The organism is Sphingobacterium sp. lm-10, from assembly GCF_023554555.1.
GTDB lineage: Bacteria > Bacteroidota > Bacteroidia > Sphingobacteriales > Sphingobacteriaceae > Sphingobacterium.
Genome location: NZ_JAMJWC010000001.1, coordinates 1562212 through 1585609, shown reverse-complemented (window position 1 = coordinate 1585609; position 23398 = coordinate 1562212). Strand labels below are relative to the sequence as shown.

At 43.4% G+C, this 23398-nt stretch carries 17 protein-coding genes; 14 read left to right on the top strand and 3 right to left on the bottom strand.

Features of this window, described 5'->3' with window-relative positions; genetic code table 11:
- The first annotated feature begins 9 nt into the window (after positions 1–9).
- Positions 10–927 carry a ComEA family DNA-binding protein gene (locus tag M8998_RS06330; protein WP_249991459.1) on the top strand — a complete coding sequence of 306 codons (918 nt, stop codon included), beginning with the start codon at positions 10–12 and terminating at the stop codon, positions 925–927.
- Entirely contained in the window at positions 928–1458 is a 531-nt protein-coding gene (locus M8998_RS06325) for an adenine phosphoribosyltransferase (protein WP_249991457.1), read from the top strand.
- 77 nt (positions 1459–1535) lie between these two features.
- Here M8998_RS06325 and M8998_RS06320 read toward each other — a convergent pair whose 3' ends face one another.
- Positions 1536–2099 carry a hypothetical protein gene (locus M8998_RS06320; RefSeq protein ID WP_249991455.1) on the bottom strand — a complete coding sequence of 188 codons (564 nt, stop codon included), beginning with the start codon at positions 2097–2099 and terminating at the stop codon, positions 1536–1538.
- Between the two features lie 10 nt (positions 2100–2109).
- Positions 2110–3642: a 2,3-bisphosphoglycerate-independent phosphoglycerate mutase gene (gene gpmI / locus M8998_RS06315; protein WP_249991453.1), complete on the bottom strand. Its 1533-nt coding sequence runs from the start codon at positions 3640–3642 to the stop codon at positions 2110–2112.
- Between the two features lie 198 nt (positions 3643–3840).
- Here gpmI and M8998_RS06310 point away from each other — a divergent pair, with 198 nt between their 5' ends.
- The 6 genes from M8998_RS06310 to M8998_RS06285 all read left to right on the top strand — a co-directional run bounded on the left by M8998_RS06310 (position 3841) and on the right by M8998_RS06285 (position 11274).
- Positions 3841–4179 (top strand): DUF4783 domain-containing protein, encoded by a 339-nt coding sequence (locus M8998_RS06310; protein WP_249991451.1) that lies wholly within the window; start codon positions 3841–3843, stop codon positions 4177–4179.
- A 72-nt stretch (positions 4180–4251) separates the two neighbouring features.
- The gene (nadC, locus tag M8998_RS06305) at positions 4252–5112 is read left to right on the top strand and encodes a carboxylating nicotinate-nucleotide diphosphorylase (RefSeq protein WP_249991449.1); all 861 of its coding nucleotides are present in this window, start codon (positions 4252–4254) and stop codon (positions 5110–5112) included.
- Positions 5113–5125: 13 nt separating this feature from the next.
- Complete coding sequence (plsY, locus tag M8998_RS06300) at positions 5126–5773, top strand: glycerol-3-phosphate 1-O-acyltransferase PlsY (RefSeq protein ID WP_249991447.1); 648 nt, start codon at positions 5126–5128, stop codon at positions 5771–5773.
- A 69-nt stretch (positions 5774–5842) separates the two neighbouring features.
- Entirely contained in the window at positions 5843–6646 is an 804-nt protein-coding gene (locus M8998_RS06295) for a M48 family metallopeptidase (protein ID WP_249991445.1), read from the top strand.
- A 103-nt stretch (positions 6647–6749) separates the two neighbouring features.
- A complete protein-coding gene (locus tag M8998_RS06290) occupies positions 6750–7634 on the top strand; it encodes an ABC transporter ATP-binding protein (protein ID WP_249991442.1) in 885 nt (294 codons plus the stop codon).
- Complete coding sequence (locus M8998_RS06285; protein ID WP_249991440.1) at positions 7627–11274, top strand: ABC transporter permease/M1 family aminopeptidase; 3648 nt, start codon at positions 7627–7629, stop codon at positions 11272–11274. The genes M8998_RS06290 and M8998_RS06285 overlap by 8 nt, the downstream gene beginning before the upstream one ends.
- Positions 11275–11336: 62 nt before the next feature.
- On the opposite strand, the gene M8998_RS06280 is transcribed toward M8998_RS06285, so the two are convergent.
- The gene (locus M8998_RS06280; RefSeq protein ID WP_249991438.1) at positions 11337–14426 is read right to left on the bottom strand and encodes a ligand-binding sensor domain-containing protein; all 3090 of its coding nucleotides are present in this window, start codon (positions 14424–14426) and stop codon (positions 11337–11339) included.
- A 294-nt stretch (positions 14427–14720) separates the two neighbouring features.
- Here M8998_RS06280 and M8998_RS06275 point away from each other — a divergent pair, with 294 nt between their 5' ends.
- The 6 genes from M8998_RS06275 to M8998_RS06250 all read left to right on the top strand — a co-directional run bounded on the left by M8998_RS06275 (position 14721) and on the right by M8998_RS06250 (position 23346).
- On the top strand, positions 14721–15818 hold the full coding sequence (locus tag M8998_RS06275) for a glycoside hydrolase family 43 protein (protein WP_249991436.1): 1098 nt from the start codon (positions 14721–14723) through the stop codon (positions 15816–15818).
- Between the two features lie 32 nt (positions 15819–15850).
- Positions 15851–16882: a glycoside hydrolase family 43 protein gene (locus M8998_RS06270; RefSeq protein WP_249991434.1), complete on the top strand. Its 1032-nt coding sequence runs from the start codon at positions 15851–15853 to the stop codon at positions 16880–16882.
- A 376-nt stretch (positions 16883–17258) separates the two neighbouring features.
- On the top strand, positions 17259–18542 hold the full coding sequence (locus M8998_RS06265; protein ID WP_249991432.1) for a Gfo/Idh/MocA family protein: 1284 nt from the start codon (positions 17259–17261) through the stop codon (positions 18540–18542).
- 128 nt (positions 18543–18670) lie between these two features.
- On the top strand, positions 18671–20008 hold the full coding sequence (locus M8998_RS06260; RefSeq protein ID WP_249992429.1) for a 3-keto-disaccharide hydrolase: 1338 nt from the start codon (positions 18671–18673) through the stop codon (positions 20006–20008).
- A 25-nt stretch (positions 20009–20033) separates the two neighbouring features.
- Positions 20034–21449, top strand: coding sequence for a Gfo/Idh/MocA family oxidoreductase (locus M8998_RS06255; RefSeq protein WP_249991430.1), 1416 nt, complete (start codon positions 20034–20036; stop codon positions 21447–21449).
- A gap of 64 nt (positions 21450–21513) precedes the next feature.
- On the top strand, positions 21514–23346 hold the full coding sequence (locus M8998_RS06250) for a glycoside hydrolase family 2 protein (RefSeq protein ID WP_249991428.1): 1833 nt from the start codon (positions 21514–21516) through the stop codon (positions 23344–23346).
- Positions 23347–23398: the final 52 nt, after the last annotated feature.

The following is a 23398-nucleotide window of genomic DNA, read 5'->3' as shown; positions in this document are numbered from 1 at the left end:
TGACCTGAAATGAAACGTTTGCAAGATTTTTTTAATCTCACCTACAAAGAGCGCAACGGCTTTTTAGTGTTCACTATTTTCATTTTAGGACTTGTCCTCGTACCCAGTATCTGGTCTTTGCTCCCCAAAGATCCTATTCCCGAGTATAAGCTGCAGGTATTTCCGTCTTCTCACCCCAACTTAATTCCTGAAAATGCGACGGCAAATATTCCGAACGAAATTCAGTCAATACAACCATTTAACCCCAATCGGTTGCCATCATCGGAATGGGCAAAAATGGGTCTGTCTGCAAAGCAAATTGCTGTAATACATCGCTATGAGGAGCGAGGGGGTACTTTTCGCGAAAAAGGAGATGTACAGAAAATGTACGTAATCGACGATGTTTTGTACCGTAGGATCGCTCCTTTTATTAGGATCCCCTCAGGTAAGCACGAAAGGAATAAAATCAGTCGCGATCAATTCGTTTTACCACTATCACGCAAATCGGTACGTGCTGTCTACCCCGCTTCTGGAGTTGACACTTCGGTGCGGATTGAAGTTAATCTTGCAGATACGACCGATTGGAAGATGCTTCGCGGGATCGGTAGTGTTTACGCAGCACGCATCGTGCGCTATCGGGAGTTGCTAGGAGGTTTTCATCAGCTGGAGCAGCTACGTGAGGTATATGGATTACCGGAGGAACGTCTTGAAGGATGGCTTAAACAGCTTTATCTGGAATCGCCAAGGCTTCGTAAAATTCAGATCAATCATTGGAGTGCAGATGAAATGCAACGGCATCCTTACATATCTAAAAAACAGGCAGAGCGTGTGGTGAACTACAGAAATCAGCACGGTGCTTATCAATCGGTAGATGATATGCGTAAAATACTTGTGCTGGATACAGATTTTTTTGTTAAAATTGAGGCCTATTTAGATTTCCAACAATAGATGCTTGAAGAAAAATTGAAATCCCTGGTACGTGATGTGCCGAACTTCCCTCAGCCGGGAATAGTATTCAAAGATATTACGCCGATTTTACAGCATGCGGATGTATGTAGTGAAGTGGTGGCCGAGTTTGCCAAACAGCTAGCACATTTAGAATTTGATGTGATTGCTGGCATCGAGAGCCGCGGCTTTTTATTTGGTCTCATGCTGGCCAATCACCTGAACAAACCTTTTGTGCCCATTCGTAAACAAGGGAAGCTACCACACAAAACGGTTTCGGAATCGTATAAGCTGGAATATGGACAGGCCACCATAGAAATCCATGAAGATGCCATAGCTCCAGGTGCGCGGATATTGATCCACGATGATCTCTTGGCTACTGGCGGCACGGTGGTAGCGGCCTCCAAGCTTATTGAAAAAGTGGGTGGGGAAGTAGCTGGTTTTTGCTTTCTAATCAACCTGGCTTTTTTGCAGGCCAGTGGACGATTGGACCGTTTTAGTACGCATGTTGTTTCGCTGCTTTCGTATCATTAAAAAAACCATTCTCTTCGTCCTTTCAGTATAAAGACGAAGAGAATGGTTTGGGTTTTTATCTATTCTTGTAGGTATGCTTACTTCGCGATAAAACTACCGACGATATGGTATCGATTAGTGCCTAGAAGCAAGATGTGTTGTTCTTTAGACATCGTATACTCTCTGCCGCGCAGATAAGATAATTGTTCCTTATTTTGATATAAGAAGTTGTTCTCATTTCTTACCATAACAATAGATTCTACTTGTCCTAGTTGATCGAAGGATACAGACATAGATTGCACATCTACATCTTCTGATAATGCTGTATACGTGATTTTTTGCGCTGTGCTATCCACTTTATACATGCCTTCGTAAGCAGGTTTTGACAGGTCAATGGAAAGGAAAGCACCTAACTCTGCCTTCCAATTTTTGATATGTATGGTTTTGGTTTCCTCCTCACTACCTTTACCTACAGTCTTACGTACGGTTGGATTGTTCTGCTGCAAGCTATCTACTTCTTTCTGAAAGAAAGAGTGAACGGCATAATAACCAGACTTATTATGAGTCGGCGTATTGCCATTGTCCGATTTGCTGCAGCTGCTAATTAGCAATATACTGCATACCAGAGCAAGGCCTGTGGAAAGCATAGATTTTTTAGTCAAAGATTTACTATTATACCAATACATTGCCGGTCATTTCCTCAGGAATAGGTAAATCTAATAAGCGCAATACTGTTGGAGCCACATCACCTAGTTTGCCATCTTTAACCGATTTGTAATCCTCATCAATCAATATACATGGAACCAGGTTTGTTGTGTGTGCCGTATTAACAGATCCATCCGCGTTAAGCATAAATTCAGAATTTCCGTGGTCTGCTAGGATGATGAAAGAGTACCCATGCGTCAATCCTTTCTCCACGACCTGCTGCGTGCAGTGATCAACGGTTTCTACGGCTTTTACCACGGCATCAAATACACCTGTATGGCCTACCATATCCGGGTTAGCAAAGTTCAAACAGATGAAATCCGGTTGATTTTCGTCCATATCCTTTGTAATAGCATCGACAATTCCGTGTGCACTCATCTCTGGCTGCAAGTCGTATGTTGCTACTTTCGGAGAAGGAACAAGTAAACGACTTTCATTAGCAAAAGCATCTTCTTGGCCTCCAGAAAAGAAAAAAGTAACATGTGGATATTTCTCTGTCTCGGCGATACGAACTTGCGTTTTACCTTCTGTCGCTAATATCTGTCCGAGCGTATTGGTTAGGTTGTCCTTTCTAAACACCACTTCCACCCCTTTAAAAGTATCATCGTAAGAAGTAAGCGTCACATAGTGTAGGGGTAGTGGTCGCATATCGTACTCCACAAATTCTTCCTGTGTTAATGCAATGGTAATTTCACGGCCACGGTCGGTACGGAAGTTGAAACAGATCACAATATCGCCAGGCTGAATGGTGGTCAGGGGCTTGCCATCCGCACCAGCAACAACCAAAGGTTCTATAAACTCATCGGTTACACCTTCCGCATAGGATGTCTTGATCGAATCGATCAGGTTATTTGTTAATGTACCAGTTCCATGTACGAGTAGGTCGTAGGTTTTCTTTACACGTTCCCAGCGATTGTCTCTATCCATGGCAAAATAGCGTCCAATGGCAGAGGCCAATGTGCCTACCGAATGCGTTAAATGCTGCTGTAAATCCTGTAAGTAGCCTACGCCGCCATTTGGGTCTGTATCACGACCATCAGTAAAGGCGTGAATAAAAACATGATCATTTGTTAAACCGGCATGCTGTGCCGCGTCACATAATCCTTTTAAATGTTCAATATGCGCATGCACACCACCGTCGGAAAGCAGTCCGATAAAATGTACGTTCTTATGATTTGATTTTGCTATTTCAAATGCCTTTTGTATGACGGGATCACTATTGAATTCGCCATCGCGAACAGCTTTGTTTATTCTTCCCAATTCCTGGTATACCACACGACCTGCACCTAGGTTCATATGGCCCACTTCAGAGTTTCCCATCTGTCCGTGAGGTAAACCTACCGCTTCACCAGAAGCTTCTAATTTGGAGTGAGGATATGTTGCAAATAATTGGTCTAGGAAAGGCGTTTTGGAAGCCAGGACCGCGTTAGATTCATCATTTTTACCGTAGCCTAATCCATCTAAGATTAAAAGGGCTACCTTTTTAGTGTTCAAGCTCATTAGTACAAATATACTTTTTATCAAAGTAAAATGAGCCAATCAGCTGTAAATTGTAAGCCTTAATATGCTTGGCACTAAAATTGATATGCGTTTAAACATAAATTATCTATCTGCCGTAATGATAACAACTTTTCTTAGGGGATTGGAGGACTAATAATGGTACTAAAATCTTTACTCCTTATACCTTTTGCGTTGCTCATGATGACCGACGTGCTTGGCGATATGGAACAGGAAATCTACCTGGGCCTGAAGGAGGGTAATGCAAAAAGAATAGCCGCATACTTTGCCGATCACGTATCCGTGACGTTAAAAAACGATACAGGTTACTATTCCAAATTTCAATCGGAAATGGTACTCAAAGAGTTTTTGCGAACCTTTCGTGCTACCGAAGTAAAACAGGTGCCTGTGACGACTAAAAGCGGAAAGCAGAATTATAGAACTTACGAATTCATTACCTCGTCCCAAACATTTAGAGTGTTTGTGCGCTTCGCCACGGAAGGCGATAAAATACTCATCGGAGAAATACGTATCGAGTAAGGCAACAATTTTACTGCATTGCTTTCGATTAAGCCAAATTTTTTCCATCTTCGCTTAAATTATCAAGGTCATATGGATAGGAATTTTCGGGAACGGCTACATCAGTTTGTAGCGTTGGCGATGTTAGAGGATGTAGGTGAAGGCGATCATACGACACTATCCACTGTTGCCACAGATCAATCTGGCGAAGCTAAATTATTGGTAAAGGAGTCTGGAGTATTAGCCGGAGTAGAGGTCGGTATCGAAATCATTCAATACATAGACAGTACCATAGAGGTCGAAAAATTGCTTTCCGACGGTGACCAGGTATCTGTAGGAGATATCGTTCTTTACATGCGCGGGAAGATTCATTCCATTCTTAAAATAGAAAGATTACTCTTAAATGTGATTCAGCGTATGTCGGGTATTGCGAGTCGTACGCAGGAATACATTGATCTGTTAGAAGGAACTACTACGCAAGTGTTAGACACGCGCAAGACCACGCCAGGGATCCGCTTTCTGGAGAAAGAAGCAGTACGAATCGGAGGAGGAACCAACCACCGCTTTGGACTATATGATATGATTCTCATAAAGGACAACCACGTGGACTATGCTGGCGGCATCGTAGCAGCCTTGGATCGTGCGTTTCAATACCGTAGTGAGAAAGGATTGACTATTCCTATAGAAATTGAGGTGAGAAACATAGAGGAGCTAAACGAAGTGCTGCGCGCGGAGGACAAAGTCGATCGCGTAATGCTAGATAACTTTAGCCCAGAAGAAACGCAGGAAGCCGTTAAATTGATCAATGGTCGTTTAATTACAGAGTCTTCCGGCGGGATTACATTAGATACGATCAGAGCGTATGCACTTGCCGGCGTGGATTTTATTTCGGTTGGCGCATTGACGCATTCTGTCAAGAGTTTGGATTTGAGTCTAAAAGCCAAATTAATTTAGTAAATTTAGGAGTATGATTTCTGTTTATCTGTCGGGCATCGTCATATTGGCTTATCTTTTTGGTTCAATACCCACGGCGGTTTGGTTCGGAAAGGCATTTTATGGGGTGGACGTACGTGAGTATGGGAGTGGTAACGCCGGAGCTACTAACACCTTTCGAGTATTGGGTGCTAAAGCAGGTTCCGTGGTGATGTTTGTAGACATCCTCAAAGGATGGACAGCTACTAATCTTCCTTACCTCTTAGATTCTTCTGTAATCGGAAATGCCAATGCCACCACATTTGTTAACTTTCAATTGGCTTTAGGAGTTATCGCAGTGATAGGTCATCTATTCCCCATTTTTGCCGGTTTTCGCGGTGGTAAAGGTGTAGCCACACTCTTTGGTATGGTACTGGCTATTCATTTGTATGCAGCGCTGATCTGTGTGACTGTTTTTATTGCTGTTTTACTCATAACCCATTACGTATCACTGAGTTCTATTTTAGCTGGTTTTACCTTTCCGATTAGTATTGCCTTTATTTTTAAAACCAGCGTTCCGTCTATATTGCTATATGGTATCGCTATATGTGCTCTAATTTTGGTCACACACCAAAAGAACATTGAACGGTTATTAAAGGGGCATGAATCAAAAATATATCTCTTCCGACGCAGATCTGGTTGAATTAGGCATAGCATTTGTGTTTTACTAATAAGTAAAATACGTTGATCACTAAACACAGTTCTATATAATATGAAAAAAATAACAAAATATATACCACTGGCCTTGATTTCTGCCGTGTTGGTTGGTTGTGCGACGTCTGCTATTACGGGGCGCAGATATTTAAGACTAGTTGATTCGGAGACCATTAATCAACAGGCATCTGTTGCATACAAAGAGTTCTTGGGGAGTAACAGCTCGAAAGTAGTTACCGGTACAGCACAAGCCACCATGGTAAAAAACGTGGGTAATCGTATAGCGACAGCGACACAACAGTTTTTAACGGAAAGAGGAATCGCAGATAATTTCAATTTCAATTGGGAGTTTAATTTAGTAGAAAGCCCAGATGTAAATGCATGGTGTATGCCTGGTGGTAAAGTGGCTGTCTATACTGGTATTCTTCCAATAACAGCTACAGAAGCTGGTTTGGCCACGGTGATGGGACATGAAATTGCACACGCGATTGAAGAACACTCTGTTGCACAGATATCTAACCAAATGGCTTTGCAGTTAGGTGGCGCAGTCGTAGGTGGTGCGGCACAATTGAGTAGAAATAGAAGTGTCGGCATCTTTAATCAAGTATATGGTATTGGTGGAAATCTAGGTATGTTGCGCTTTTCCAGACAGGATGAGTTAGCTGCAGACCGTGCTGGAATCATTATCATGGCTTTGGCGGGATACGATCCGAATGAAGCTGTTCAATTTTGGAGCAGGATGGCAAACGCTAAATCTGGTCAGTCTCAGCCAGAATTTTTGAGTACGCACCCAAGTGATGCAAGACGTATTAGCCAGTTGGAATCATTGGTTCCGGAGGCGATGAAACACTATAGAAAATAAATAGCATACACTATTATACGGTAAAAGGAAGAACCCCACAGGTTCTTCCTTTTTTTTGTAACAAATGTTTATATATAGCTACTAATACTAAAAAACCAACGGAATGGATCTATTGATTAATAACCTGACAAAAACATATGACAATGGCGTGAAGGCCTTAGATGGGATCGACTTGCACATTAAACCCGGTATGTTTGGACTATTAGGTCCTAATGGAGCTGGAAAATCTACATTGATGCGTACCATAGCTACACTACAGCGACCAGATAAGGGTACAGTATCTTTCGGCGATATAGATGTATTGAAAGATCCTATGCAATTGCGCCGTGTTTTAGGTTATCTTCCGCAGGAGTTTGGCGTGTATCCCAACATGTCTGCAGAAGATTTATTAGACTATTTTGCCCATTTAAAAGGAGTCAGTAGTCGCGTTGATCGTAAGAAAATTGTACAGAAGGTGTTGGAGATCACGAACCTATATCAAGTAAAATCCAAGAGTGTTAGTGGGTATTCCGGCGGTATGAAGCAGCGTTTTGGAATTGCTCAACTTCTGCTGAATGATCCTAAATTGATTATCGTCGATGAGCCTACAGCGGGACTTGATCCAGCAGAAAGACAGCGTTTCTTAAATGTACTTCGTGAGATCGGTACCAATCATACGGTTATTTTTTCGACACATATCGTCGATGATGTGCGCGAATTGTGCCACGAACTGGCTATCGTAAATGGCGGAAAGGTACTATACCGAGGTAGTTCACAGGCTGGCGAAGATGATTTGCGCGGTAAGATATGGACAAACAATATCGATCGGGAAGCTTTTGACGCCGTCAACAGCCAATATAATGTCATCTCGTCCAGCTATAATAGAGACAACTCACTCAACATTAGAGTATACAATGAGCAAAGTCCGGGCGAACAGTTCGCCTCCGCAGAGCCGATCTTGGAAGATGTGTACTTTGTTTCATTAAAAAGAGATAGCCAACATGTTTAGTACTATCTTTTCTTTCGAAATCAAGCGTTGGCTTCGCAATCCCGTTTTTTACGTGTATTGTGTGCTCTTTTTTGTGGTGTCGGTATTTACATCGATGTCGTCTTTGGGCGCCTTTGATGCGGTAACAGTCACCACATCTAGCCCAACATATGTCAATTCACCGGTAAATGTAGCTGGTTTTCTTAATGCATTCTCTACGTTAGTTTATTTTCTGCTGCCTACCATTATTGGCGCATCGGTGTACCGAGATTATCAGTATCAAATGCACCATGTGCTTTTCTCTTATCCGTTGACGAAACCCGCTTATCTTTCTGCTAAATTCTTAAGTAGCTTATGCATTACGCTAGTCATTCCGGTAGCTTGTGTTCTCGGTTTTATCGTTGCACAATATATGCCAAATGTGAATCAAGAGTTGTTGGGTCCCAATGATGTATTGGCGTATTTCCAAGCATTCTTGGTAATCATTGTGCCTAATATGGTGTTGTTTGGTTTGCTGGTTTTTGCGGTAGTCAACTATGCCAGAAACGTCTATATCGGCTTTATCTTCGTGCTGTTACTCTTTGTATTGCAAACGGTGTTGGGCATGTTGGGAGGCAATATGGAAAACCAATACTTAGTAGCTTTGTTAGACCCGTTTGGCTTCAGTCCAATAAGTTATTACACCAAATACTGGAGTGTAGCGGAGCAGAATACCCGTTATTTACCATTCACGGGTGTTATGCTATACAACAGGCTGATTTGGCTGGGCGTAGCTGCTGTAATCGGCGTATTGGTTTACCGTTCTTTTAGCTTTTCACATTTAGGTCATCAATTTGCCAGACGTAAAGATGGTAACCGTGTGATTAAGGAAAACTTCGGCAGCGTGATGAAGATTGATTTGCCAAAGGTCAGATTGTTTTATGATTTCTGGAGCCGTTTAGGTGTGGCTTTTCGAATCTCACTCTACGACTTGAAAGCCATTGTGCGCAATTGGACCTTTATCGTTATTATGGTAATTGCCGTGTTGATGGTTCTTATCGTAACAGCATCTGTCGGAAATTTGATGGGAACAGAAACGTATCCAGTAACCTGGAAGCTGTTATCTACAATTGGATCAGTTTATAGCTTTTTTATTGTGATCCTGATCTTCCTTTTCTCCGGCATCCTGATCCAACGGGCTCGCATGGCGAAGATGGATTTGCTTGTAGATTCGACCGCAGTACCCAATTGGGTGTTGTACTTCTCCAAGATTTTGGCTTTGCTGCAGATGACAGTGTTGATTCTGCTGACCAGTATGCTTACCGGAATTGGATATCAGATTTACCATGGTTTCTACCACTTTGAGATCGGTCATTACCTCATGGAATTGTTTGTTTTAGATCTGCCAAAGTACCTCGTTTTCGTTCTCTTTGGTCTATTTATACATTCTTTCTTCAAAAATTACTTCGTCGGATTTATTGTTTGCTTGGCGATCTTTATTGGTTTACCTTTTCTATCCCGAATAGGGATAGAACAAGCTATTTATAAGTTTAATGCTGGCCCGAGCTATGAGTATTCTGATATGAATAGTTATGGCAGCTTGCGTACCTACTTCTACTATCGATTATATTGGTTTTTGTTTTCTGTTGTGCTCACGGGCATTGCACTGCTATTTTGGAGACGAGGATTGATGGGAAGTTTTAAAGGTCGGTTCAGTACACTCAGCCAACGTGTAAAACTCGGCTTGATACTACCTACAGCATTCGCCGCGATTGCCTTTGTCGGGCTGGGATATGCCATTTATTATCAAAATAATATTGCGGAGCCCTATTATTCCGATCAGGATCGTGAAAAAATCTTGGTAGATATTGAGAAAAAATACCATCATTATGGTGACATGCCTGCACCACGTCTTATTGACGTGAAACTGAATATGGATATCTTTCCTGAAGAGCGCAATTACCAAGCTTCATTACGTATGGTGTATGTAAATCGTACCGATAGGCCGATCGACACCTTATTTATGTCGCACGACGATAATATTACGTCGGAACGATTTTCCATTGAGAACGCTACGGTAATAGATGATACCGTAGCAAACATAAAAATCTATGTATTGGCAACACCATTGCAGCCATTGGACACGATGGAGATGGCCTTTTCTTTTGCCAATAAGCCCAATACATTTTTGAAGGATAAGTCACCAATCTTGGCCAATGGAACGTTTATCAACAGTAGCATGTTTCCAACATTTGCCTACGATCCTGGAATGGAGCTGACCGACAATAAAGTGAGAGCGAAATACGGACTTCCTCCAAAAGATAGGATGCCTGATCCGACAAATACGGAAGCGCTGGGCAATAATTATATCTCGCACGATGCGGATTGGATCGATTTTGAGGCTACGGTAAGCACTTCATCCGATCAGATTGCTATAGCACCCGGATACCTGCAAAAAGAATGGACTGGAGAAGACGGACGGCGTTATTTCCATTACCAGATGGACAATAAAATGCTGAATTTCTATTCCGTGATCTCTGCACGTTTTGAGGTGATGCGCGATTCTTTGAATGATGTAAATCTGGAAATCTACTATCACCGTGATCACACCTATAACCTGGATCGCATGATGGCTTCCATGAAAAAATCACTGGAATATTACGAAGCCAACTATAGCCCGTATCAATTTACTCAATTGCGGGTAATCGAGTTTCCAATGACGCATGGCACCTTTGCGCAAGCATTTGCCAATACGGTTCCGTTCTCGGAAGCGATTGGCTTTATTGCTAAAGTGGACGAAGACGATCCGAACGGAATAGACTATCCATATAGCGTGATCGCACATGAATTTGCACATCAGTGGTGGGCACATCAGGTGATTGGAGCCCGGGTGAAGGGGGTGACCATGATGTCCGAATCCCTGGCAGAGTATAGCTCCTTAAAAGTACTGGAACATACGTATGGCACGCATCAAATGCGTCGCTTTCTTAAGGAAGCGCTTGATAGCTATCTGCAGGGTCGCTCCAACGAACAGTTGGGAGAAAATCCGCTTATGTATAATGAAAATCAAGGTTACATTCATTACAACAAAGGGTCTTTAGCCATGTATGCACTTAGTGATTTGATGGGAGAGCAGCCCTTCAATGCGATGTTGAGCGATTATATTGATGCGGTTGCCTTTCAATATCCTCCATATACCACCTCCTTGGAGTTTGTTGAACTTATGAGAGAGCGAGTGCCTGATTCGCTTCGATATACCATTCGTGATATGTTTGAAACGATTACGCTTTACGATAATAAGATTACGAACGTCAGTTCCAAAGCGCTGTCCAATGGCAAGTACCAGGTCGACCTTGAGTTTCAAGTATCGAAATACCGCACGGATGCCAAAGGGAAGAAAAGTTTTGAGGACATAGTAAGTACTGGCCTAAAAGCGGACGTGGATGGCGAAGAGGTACGCTCGCTTCCATTGGGCGATTACATTGATGTCGCCATCTTTGGAGAACCAAGTAAAGCTGGCGCACACCAAGTCGACAACCCGATTTATACGAAGCGCATTAAGGTCAATGAGATCAAAAATAAAATGCAAATCGTGGTAAGTAGTAAGCCGCTTGAGGTTGGGGTAGATCCGAATAACAAGTTGATTGATGCCGATTCCAACGATAATCGGAAGAAGATATAGTTTAATTTTTACCTGTTGTTAAGACCTCGATGGCAATTGCCGCGAGGTCTTTTTTATTCGCTTCACGGTATATTTGTCTTTGCAGAATCCAGAGGAACACGAAGTACAAAAATGTTGTGATTCGAACCATTGTCTTCGTAGGAAAGTGTTCCACTATGCAATTTAGCAAAAGAGTAAGCCAGCGCTAGGCCTAAACCAGACCCGCTAACGTGATAATGTACGCTTGATCGATGGAAAGGTTTAAAGATTTCGGAAACGTCCGAAGCTTGCAATTTAATACCATCATTCTCCATCATCAAAACAAATGTGCCTTTTTTCAAATCCTCTTTTAGGTTGATAATAACTAGCTTATCGGCGTATTTCACCGCGTTGGATAATAAATTACTGATTATTTTATAAATGACTTCTACATCAATGTATGCTTCTAGCGAGTCTTGAATCTGTAGTGTTACTTGAAGGGATCTATTTTCTATAATCGGCTCAAATTCCTGTACGCAAAGTTGCACTAGCGGCGCCAGGTGCTGCCTCTTCAAATGCAGAGATACCTCGTCACTCTCGACCTTTCGGAAATCCAGAAGCTGGTCGGTCAATGATATGAGCCTATCCGTATTGATTTGGATCGTTCGGAGCCATTTATTTGTTTTATCATTATGTTCTACCGAAGTGATCTTCTCCAATGGTGCTTTAATCAGCGTAAGTGGCGTCTTTATCTCGTGTGTTACACGCATAAAAAAATCCATTTTGGCTTTGTACAATTCACGTTCTTTGTGCGACTTTATCGTCTGTAACCGTCGTCTGTTTTTCTCTCGCACATGCCGATCATAAAAATAGATCGATAAGCTTATGATGCTGAGCACAAAAATGCCATAAAATACAAATGCGGGCAGACTTGCCCACAGTGGTGGTCTAATTATGATTTGCAATTGTTTCTCTTTCGAGATGGGTAATCCATTGGCATCACAGGCCAAAACCTGAAAGGTATAACGCCCGGGCGGTATCTTGGTGAAGTTAGCTTTGCTGTTTTTACGCAGAAAAGTCCATGCCGAATCCAAGCCAAGCAGCCGATAGCGGTAGGAAGTAGACTGTGCAGATACATAATTGAGCGCAGCAAAATCTATACTTAATGTAGATTCATCATGATCTAATGTGATGGCGTCGGCATAAGTAATCGATCGGGTAAGATCACCGGGCGCCCCACCAATTATCAGCTCCCGCTGATGAGATTGTATCCCAGTAATGTAAATTGGGGTCACCATATTGGTGCGATACAGCGCGCTTAGCACTTGCGGATTAAAGCGAATCATTCCTTTGGTAGATCCGAAGTAGAGGTATCCATTAGAATCTTTAAATGCAGAGTTGTAATTAAACTGAAGATCTAAAATGCCCAATTCTGTGTCGAATGTTTCAATCCCACGCTTGCTGTACTCCATTTTTACCAAACCTTGAGACGTGCTGATCCACATGTTATGTAAGACATCTTGCTCAAAACCTAGGATAAGATTGCTGGGAAGTCCATTTCTAGTGGTGATGCGCTCAAAATTGTTTTCCTTTTCACGCCATAGCGCGATGCCACTCTCTGTACCAATCCAAATTTGTCCGGCATGATCTTGAAATATTCGGTTCGCACGATTGCTATTGAGCGAATTTTTATCTTTTGGATCGTGCCAGTACCTTTCGATCTTGCCATTTATACGATCCAACTTGATAATGCCATTTCGCCACGTCGTGAGCCAGATGAATCCCTTATTGTCTTCGAAAATGGAGGTATAAAAGACATGTTGCGGCACGTGTTGTACATATTGAATACGATCACTGCCGGGCGTAAACGTATACAATCCTTTGGAAGTGGCGAGTAACACGCCATCTTGGCGCGTTTTATAAATAGAATATACAAAATCATCTCCTAATGCTCCATCGGTAGAGGCGATCGTGAGAGATTTGATCACACGTTTGCTACGTACATCTACCACATCCATTCCTTTATAAAAAGTGCCTACTAAGAGACTATCGCCGACCAGTGCTAAACCATGTATGTTCGTGTGGGAAAGGCCAGAAGATGGACCTAAGGTTTGGAAATGATTTCGTTTTGGCGACCAGCAGGTCAGCCCTTGATCTTCTGTGCCAATCCAGATGTTGTGATATGCATCTTCTACTACCTCTCTGGTGGCATGTCCCTGGATAGAATTGCTGGAATAGCGCGGGAAAATCTTTTCAAAAAAGTTGTGCTGTCGATGGTAGTAATTTAACCCGCCGAAAAATGTGCCGACCCAGATTCCCTGCTGATGATCTTTGGTGATGGTGTATAAGGCATTATCGCTTAGGCTCCAAGGATTATCTTTTTCGTGATTTTGGACAGTATAGCTACCACGCTGTTTATCATAAATTACTAGGCCCATTTCTGTAGCGATCCATAGCTGGTCTTGATCCACTTCTATGATATCACGCACAAACAAAGGCGTATTGGGTAACAAGTTTGGAATCAGGTGATCAGCCTTTCTTGTAGCTTGGGACCAGCGGAAAACACCACGTTTGGAGGTGCCTGCCCAAATCTCATTCTGATCATCTACGTACAGCTTTTCAATCCGATTATTCCAGCGAGTGTCGGACTCCAGCGGGTAGCGCTGCTGTCCGCTCAACGATACAATGCTGGCTCCTGCGCCATACCATATTTTGTTGAGTCGATCGATGCAAAAATGCGCAACATGATCTCGCATATGACTGACTTTACACGTTAGTTTACGCTGTTTTACGCTATAGTGGAATAGTTCGTTGTTGGCAATGAACCACATATCTCCAATACGATCTTTCTGAATCTGTACAATCTCTTTTGTTAGCGTTTCGGGCAACAAAGAAAAGGCTTGTCTGTAGGGATCGAAAATATATAAACCCTGATCGGTACCTACCCAGATTTCTTTATTATCAGCTACACATAGACTGTGAATGAAATTGCTTCCTAAGCCCGTTTCAATGGTGGGATTAGCATAGTAGGTTTTGAAATTATAACCATCAAAGCGGTTGAGCCCATGTCGGGTGCCAAACCATAAGAAGCCGTCTTGATCCTGAGCACTGCAAAGTACCGCATTATTAGACAATCCACTGGCTACTTGAAAATTGTTGAAATAAATCTGTGCAGAAAGAGGTGTTGTGCTCAAAAAAAAATAGAGCAAAATAGTACACAGGCCAATCCAAGACTGCGTGGGTGAGACGATTTTGAACCTTTTTGAGCTAAAACAGCAAATTTTTAACATGATTATTTCACAACTTTGCGATAGGTAGTTACGTGATATTCACGTTTTTTCATCTGCAATTATAAACAAAAATACGATAACAGGTAGTATTAAAAGGAGTTTCGCCGGAAGGGCGTTTGTCTATCATAATAACCCGTTAATAGGTACTTTTCCATGGGGAGAATAATGCAAAATTATCCCAAAATCTAATATGAACGCATGAAGCTATATTTGTTTTTTTTCCTTTGGCTATTTGTTAGCCTTGCCTCCTGTAATCGGTCGGTATCAGAGCAGGCTCAACCCAGTAATCCGTTGGACGTACCCTTTGGCGATCCCTATGTTTTATATGATAAAGCATCTGATCGCTATTATATGTATGGCACCGGAGGCGTAGATAATGGATTCGCCGTGTATGCGTCGGATGACATGACATCCTGGGAAAAGGAGGGCACAGCATACAGTAATAATCAGGAACACGCGTGGGGTGTAAAGGATTTTTGGGCGCCAGAAGTATATGAGCACAACGGCAAATATTACCTCTTCTACAGCGCGCACTGGAAAGACAATCCCAATAATGAATTGGAGAACTATCGGATCGGCGTAGCAGAAGCAGATACCCCCCTTGGTCCGTTTATAGATCGTTCATCGGGCCCAATCTTCGATCCAGGATATCCTATCATAGATGCCAATTTATACTTTGCAGACAATGGCAAGGTGTACATGTACTATTCCAGATGTTGCTACAAGCATGCCGTAGAGTCCGAGATATCGGAGTGGGCAAAGGAGAAAGGCCTATTCGATACGATTGAAGAGAGTTGGATTTATGGCATTGAGCTCGCAGCCGATTTCTCTCGTGTAGTTGGTGAACCAGTATTGTTACTGCGCCCACCCGTAAATATGGCCGATAAGCAATCCGAGTGGGAAAGCCGCTCTGTAACCAGCGGAGAAGTAAACCGCAGGTGGACAGAAGGATCCTACCTTTTCAAAGAAGGACAAACCTATTATATGATGTATTCGGCTAATTATTTTGGTGGCGAGAATTATGCCGTTGGTTATGCGACATCCACGCATCCTTTGGGTCCGTTTGAAAAATCAGCAAACAACCCTATACTACAAAAAAATACGCAGGATGGCGGTATAGTAACCGGCACTGGCCACAATAGTTTGGTAAAAGATCGTACTGGAACTACCTGGTGTGTATACCATGGCCGCACGAATAAAACAGGAGACCAGCGTTTGGCATTTATTGATCGCCTCCTGATCGACGATGCAGGCAACCTCAGGGTAGAAGGCCCTACCGTAAATAGTAAAGATTGATAAATAGCACCCCTCTATCAAAGCGATTAGTTATGAGATTATTTTTTTCCCCTTTTCAACGTTTGTTAAGCTGTGTCCTGTGGTTTGGTATAACGGCACTGGCGTTTATTTCCTGTAGCTTTAGCGATGATACGGAGATGATTAGTCAGCTTCAGCAGGCAGATTCTATACCAATTTATGCAGCAGATCCCACCATCTTTGAAGACAATGGTGTCTATTATCTTTACGGTACGGATGGGGGTCAGCCAGATCACGGATTCCGGGTATATCAATCTACAGACCTGAAAAATTGGGAAGGTCCGGTAGGGGCTCGCGATGGATTTGCTTTGGTTAAAGACGATGTGTTTGGAGACAAAGGATTTTGGGCGCCTCAAGTGTGGAAAGAAGGTAATGTATTTTATATGGCTTACACGGCCAACGAGAATATCGCGATTGCACAGAGTACATCTCCGATTGGTCCATTCACACAACAGCAAAAGGTACCCATTATCTCCGAAGGAAAGCAGATCGACCCGTTCATTTATACCGATGACGACGGGAAAAAATACCTGTACCACGTAAAGTTGCAAAATGGCAACCGTATTTTTGTCGCGGAGCTTAATGATGACTATGGATCGATTAAGCCCGAGTCATTGCTGGAGCTTCTGGATGCCAACTTGCCCTGGGAAAATACAGAAAATGCTTCTTGGCCGGTTGCCGAAGGACCAACCGTTATAAAACGCGATAATAAGTACTATATGTTTTATTCGGCGAATGATTTTCGGAATCCCTATTATGCGGTAGGAGTCGCTGTTGCCGATCAAGCAACAGGACCGTGGACTAAGGTTGGAAATGAAGCATTGTTGAGTGTCGATCATACCAATTGGCCGGGTACAGGGCACGGTGATGTTTTCAGAGCAGATAATCAATGGTATTATGTATGCCACACACACAACTCAACAACCACAGTGGGCCCGCGTCGTACAGCTATCGTGCCTTTCGACTGGAATACCGAGGATGCTGGCGGTATAAGAGTCCCTGTTTTTAAAGGCGATAAAATAAAGTTTTTGCACGTGAAAAATTAAGCATATCATGCTCCACACGACTAAGGATGTGGAACGTGATACAGTTTGATTAGGTTTTGATACAATATGGCAAGCTTTGTGTCCACAAAATGAATAGCTTCGATACGATCAGTAATGAGGTAAATTAACTACAACGATATCGTATTTTTTAGTGGAATTTCCATTAAAAAATAACTAGCTTCGATATCATCAGTCTCTGAATAAGCAACTTCTAACGATAGCGCTTTTCAGTAGATCTTTTTGATGCCATTATAGACGATCAACTTTACGAATAATAATGTATGACGAAAATCGCAAAGCGATTTTCATGATTGTATTTTCACGAGATAAGCCTGTTAAAACTATATGCTTTCTGGATAGAAGAGTACCTAACCGAATGGACAGAAAAAAATTTATTACAAGTTCAGCACTTTTAGCCGCTTCCGCCCTGAGTTGGGGAGCTTTGGCCAAATCCTTTACATCCAATTCCGTACGTGTGGGTGTTATTGGTATACATGGTATGGGTTGGGCCAATTTGCAGGCGATCCTGAAAGATAAGAGGGTGCAGTGTACTGCGCTTTGCGATGTAGATCAGGATGTACTGACCAAGCGGGTAGGAGAGTTGGCTGCCCGAAATATTCATGTAACTACGTATACCGATTATAAAGAATTACTTAACGATCCAAAAGTAGATGCCGTAATCATTGGTACGCCAGATCATTGGCATTGTTTGCAAATGGTAGATGCGGTAAAGGCTGGAAAACATGTGTATGTAGAAAAGCCAATCGGTAACTCCATTGCGGAGTGTGAGGTGATGGTCGCTGCCGCGCAATCTCGCCGCGCAATTGTGCAGGTAGGACAGTGGCAACGCAGTCAGCAGCACTTCAAAGATGCTATTGATTTTGTGCACTCTGGTAAATTAGGTAAGATAAGACAGGTAAAAGCGTGGTCTTACGTAGGGTGGAAAACGCCCATCACCAAAAAACCGGATGGAGTGGCACCGGCCGGAGTAGATTACAATAAATGGCTTGGCCCTGCTCAAAAAAGAGCCTTTAATCCCAATCGCTTTCATTTCGAATTTCGATGGTTTTGGGATTATGCCGGGGGCCTGATGACTGATTGGGGCGTACATATGCTGGATTACGCACTACTGGGAATGAAGGTGTCTGATCCGGTATCCGTGATGGCGGCAGGAGGTAAATTTGCAGATCCGAATGGTGCATCGGAAACGCCAGACACGCTTACTGCAGTATACGAGTTTGAAGATTTTAATATTCAGTGGGAACACGCTATTGGCATCAGTGGAGGCCCATATAACCGAGATCATGGTGTGGCTTTCATCGGTAATAACGGCACATTAGTACTCAATCGTGGCGGCTGGGAAGTCATTCCCGAGAGCAACCGCATGCCAGCCGTATCCCTGCAAAAATCGGTGGACGACGGGCTGGATAAGCACATGGTCAATTTTGTGTATGCGATTATGCAGCAGAAGCCGGAGGTATTGCATGCGCCTATCGAAGCCGGTGCACATATTGCCATCTTCGCGCAACTAGGAAATATCGCGTACCGAACAGGACAAAAACTTTACTGGGACAAAGACAAGCGTCAGTTTACCAACAGACGTGCAAATCGATTGCTCGCCGCGCGTTATCATAATGGGTATACTATGCCCAAGGCCTAGCACAATTTTATAGTTAAAAAAGAACAACCAAATAAATGCTAATGATGATTAAAACAACGATAATAAGAAGAAGGATGCAATCCTGGTGTAAGGTAATGGCTGTGGCCGGTGCCGCTTTGGTGATCGGTATGCCCGCTGAGGGATTCGCGCAAGGAAATAACAACAAGCGCGGTTGGAAAAATTTGTTCGATGGTCAAACTTTGCAAGGCTGGAAAGCGGTAGGTGGCAAAGCGCCATATGCAGTAACCAACGGTGAGATTGTCGGCACGATGACGAAGGGAACACCAAACTCTTTTCTGATCACGGAGCAGGAATATGGTGACTTTATATTGGAATTAGATATTAAGCTGGAGGGCGATCAAACTAACTCCGGTGTGCAGATACGTAGTCATATTGATATGCAGGCAGATGGCGGGAGAGGTCGAGTTTACGGCAGGCAGGTAGAAGTAGATCCTAGCGACCGTGCCTGGACAGGAGGTATTTATGATGAAGCACGGCGCGGCTGGCTATATCCGCTGGATTTGAATGAAAAAGCGAAGACCGCTTACAAAAGAAATGAGTACAATCGTTTACGTATTGAAGCCATCGGCGACGAGTTGCGCACCTGGGTAAATGGGGTGCCGGTAGCCTACGTAGTGGACACGCTGGATCAAAAAGGATTTATCGGATTGCAGGTGCATAGCATCACAGACGATCAAGATGGCAAGAAAGTATATTTTAAGAATATCCGGATTCAGACGGAAAACTTGAAACCTTCTTCTTTTGCCAAAGAACAACACATTGTCAATTTAAAGCCCAACAACCTTAGTGCTGCCGAGAAGAAAGCAGGCTGGCATTTGCTGTTCGACGGAAATTCGGCGGATCAATGGCGCAGCGTACGCGATCAAAACTTCCCGGCTAACGGTTGGAAAGTCGGAGACGGTATCATCAAGGTACAAAAATCAGATGGTGGAGAGTCCACGAATGGTGGCGACATCATTACGCGTGACAAATACGCTGTTTTTGACCTGTCTTTCGAATTCAAATTGACCCCGGGAGCGAATAGTGGTGTAAAATACTTCGTAACGCTGAAAGAGCAAACCACAGGTTCGGCCATTGGGTTGGAGTATCAGGTATTGGATGACGCACGTCATCCAGATGCCAAAATGGGACGCGATGGCAATCGTACCTTGGCTTCCCTGTATGATTTGATGACCTCTAAACGGGATGACCGCGCCCGCCGCCCGGTAGGTGAGTGGAATCGTGGACGTGTTGTGGTCGATGCAAACAACAACGTGACCCACTACCTCAATGGCGTTAAGATGTTGAGTTACCAACGCGGATCGGAAGAGTTCAAAGACTTGGTAGCGAAAAGTAAATACAAAGATTGGGAAAAATTCGGCGAAGCTAAAGAAGGTCATATTCTGCTGCAGGATCACGGAGATGAGGTCTCGTTCCGCAACATCAAAATTAATAAACGCAAATAATCCTGCATCTAAAAATTAACGAACTATGAATCATTACTTATCCCGTAGAAGTTTTATTGCTCGTACTGCGATGGCAGGTGGCGCAGCCCTACTTTCTAATAGCGTCCTGGGGAACGTGAAACTGGCATCGGCCAATGAGCGGGTAAATCTTGCCTGTGTAGGCATTGGCAATCGAGCGGCCGAAATTATCAAAGATTTATATAAAACCGGATTGTGTAACGTCGTGGCGTTATGCGATGTAGATATGGGCGCAAAACAAACACAGGAAATCCTAAAAATGTTTCCTGATGCGCGCAAATTCCAAGATTTTCGACGGATGTTTGACGAAGCCGGTAAGGACTTCGATGCGGTTTCGATTGCTACACCCGACTTTGCTCACTTTGCGGTGACTATGCTAGCGATCGATCAAGGAAAACACGTGTATGTAGAAAAGCCCATGGCGCACACATTCAACGAAGTGGAATTGATGATGCAGATAGCGAAAAAACACCCCAAAGTAGCCACACAAATGGGTAACCAAGGGCACTCTGAAGCCAATTATTTTCAATTTAAAGCCTGGAAAGAAGCGGGGATTATCAAAGATGTCACGCGGATAGATGCGCATATGAATATGCCGCGTCGTTGGCATGGTTGGGATCCGAATATTAAACGATTTCCGATGCCGGAAACTATTCCAAGTACACTAGATTGGGAAATTTGGCAAATGCAAACTTGGGGTCATGACTACAATAAAGACTTTGTAAATGGGCAGTGGCGCTGTTGGTTTGATTTTGGTATGGGTGCGCTAGGCGATTGGGGGGCACATATTCTGGATACAGCACATGAGTTCCTGGCTTTGGGCTTGCCTAACCGGGTAGAAGCGGTGTCCTTAGATGGGCACAACTCGTTCTTTTTTCCGATGTCTTCCACGCTGAAATTCAGCTTTCCTAAACGGAAAAACATGCCGAAGCTGGATATCAACTGGTACGATGGATTAGATAACCTGCCTCCGATTCCGGAAGGCTACGGCGTATCGGGCTTGGATCCAAATATACCACCACCAAGTACGGGTACGATCGAGCCCGCCAAACTTAACCCGGGTAAGATTATCTATGGAAAAGACCTCACCTTCAAAGGTGGATCACATGGTAGTACTTTGTCTATCATTCCGGAAGGGAAGGCGCAGGAAATGGAACGTCGCTTGCCAGAAGTGCCAACATCTCCATCCAATCACTTCGCCAACTTTCTGAAAGCCTGTAAGGGGGAAGAGAAAACGCGTTCTCCGTTCGAAATTGCTGGTCCCTTAAGTCAGGTGTTTTGTTTAGGTGTGATCGCGCAACGGTTAAATACCAAAATGGATTTCGATCCCGTCCGTAAGGAAATAACGAACGATAAATTTGCTAATGCCCTCTTGGTTGGGCCGCCGCCAGTAAAAGGTTGGGAAGACTTTTACAAAGTGTAAACGCAAAATCACCAAGAAAAAATACAATCATTACATCATTTACTTATCAGAAACAGCACAAATAATGAACAAACTTCGCGTATTAGCTTGTTTGGTAGCGGTCGGATTTGCTTCGGCCGAAGCGCAAGAATGGAAGCCTGCAGGGGACAAGATCATGACTACCTGGGGCGAAAATCTAAATTATAAACAACCACATCCAGAATACCCACGGCCACAGCTGGAAAGAACAGACAACTGGAAAAATCTAAATGGGCTTTGGAAGTATGCTATTGTGGAGCAAGGAGTATCCGCTGCACCTACGCAATGGGACGGAGATATATTAGTGCCATTTGCAGTAGAATCCGCACTTTCTGGTGTTGGTCGCTCTGTCAATAAAGATCAGGCACTTTGGTATAAGAATGAAATCAGCGTGCCAACACGCTGGCAAAAAGGAAAGACCTTGCTTCACTTTGGAGCGGTAGACTGGCGTTGCGACGTCTATGTGAATGGCCAGCATATCGGACAGCACGAAGGCGGATTCGATCCATTTTCTTTTGATATCAGCAAAGCGTTGAAAAAGGGCGAAAAACAAGAAGTAGTGATTCGAGTCTGGGATCCTACGAGCGATGGGCCACAGCCGCGCGGGAAACAGATTAATAATCCTCACGGTATTTGGTATACACCCGTATCCGGGATCTGGCAAACCGTATGGGTAGAGTCTGTGCCAACCACATACATTGTAGACACAAAGCAAACACCCAATGTGGATAAATCAATCTTAACAGTTTCTGCCCATATCGAATCTGCCCAATCCGGCGATCAGTTATTGGTGGAAGCATTCGACGGTTCGAAGAAAATTGCCGAGGCGACAGCAGCTGCTTCCGGGTCGATAGATTTGCCATTGAGCAACATAGAATTGTGGAGCCCAGACAAACCAAAGCTATACGATTTACAATTGAAAGTAGTACGCGGTGGAAAAGTCATTGACCAGGCAAAAAGTTATTTTGCCATGCGCAAAATTAGCATGAAGGCCGATGAGAAAGGTATTCAACGCATGTACCTGAATGACAAATTTGTTTTCCATTATGGGCCACTCGATCAGGGTTGGTGGCCAGACGGATTGCATACGGCTCCTTCCGATGAAGCGCTTAAATTCGATATCGTCAAGACAAAAGAAATGGGCTTTAACATGATTCGTAAACACATTAAGGTAGAGCCGGCCAGATGGTACAGACACTGCGATAGCTTAGGTATTTTGGTATGGCAGGATATGCCAAGTGGCGATTTAGGTGGTAATACCTGGGATATGCAACCCGGAAAAGTCTCTAATGGCCAGCATGACAAAGATCGTACGCCAGAGTCGGAAGCCATCCACCGTAAGGAGTGGAAAACCATTATGGATAAGTTACATAATTTCCCAAGTATTGTAATCTGGGTGCCTTTCAATGAAGCTTGGGGCCAATTCAAGACTGAGGAAATCACTAATTGGACGATGGAATACGATCCATCTCGCTTAGTAAATAGCGCTAGTGGTGGTAACTTTGCTTATGTAGGCCACATTTTGGATATACATAATTACCCGGATGCTGCTATGCCAGATCCAAGATTATTTGGGGATAAATTTATCTTAGCATTAGGTGAGTTTGGTGGCTTCGGCTTACCAATCGATGGGCATACTTGGCAGGATAAAGACAATTGGGGATACGTGTCATTCAAAAATAAAGAAGAATTGACAGAGCGCTATCAAAAAGCGATCACAGATCTTTCTAAATTGATCCCGAGAGGATTATCTGCCGCGGTGTATACACAGACTACAGATGTAGAAGTAGAGACCAATGGATTAATGACGTATGACAGAAAAGTGATTAAAATTCCAGAGGCTACCCTCGAAAAAATGCATAGCATCCTGTACAAGTAATAAAAATTGTAAGAATTAATTTTTTTAAAGTCCCTCAAATGAACATTTGAGG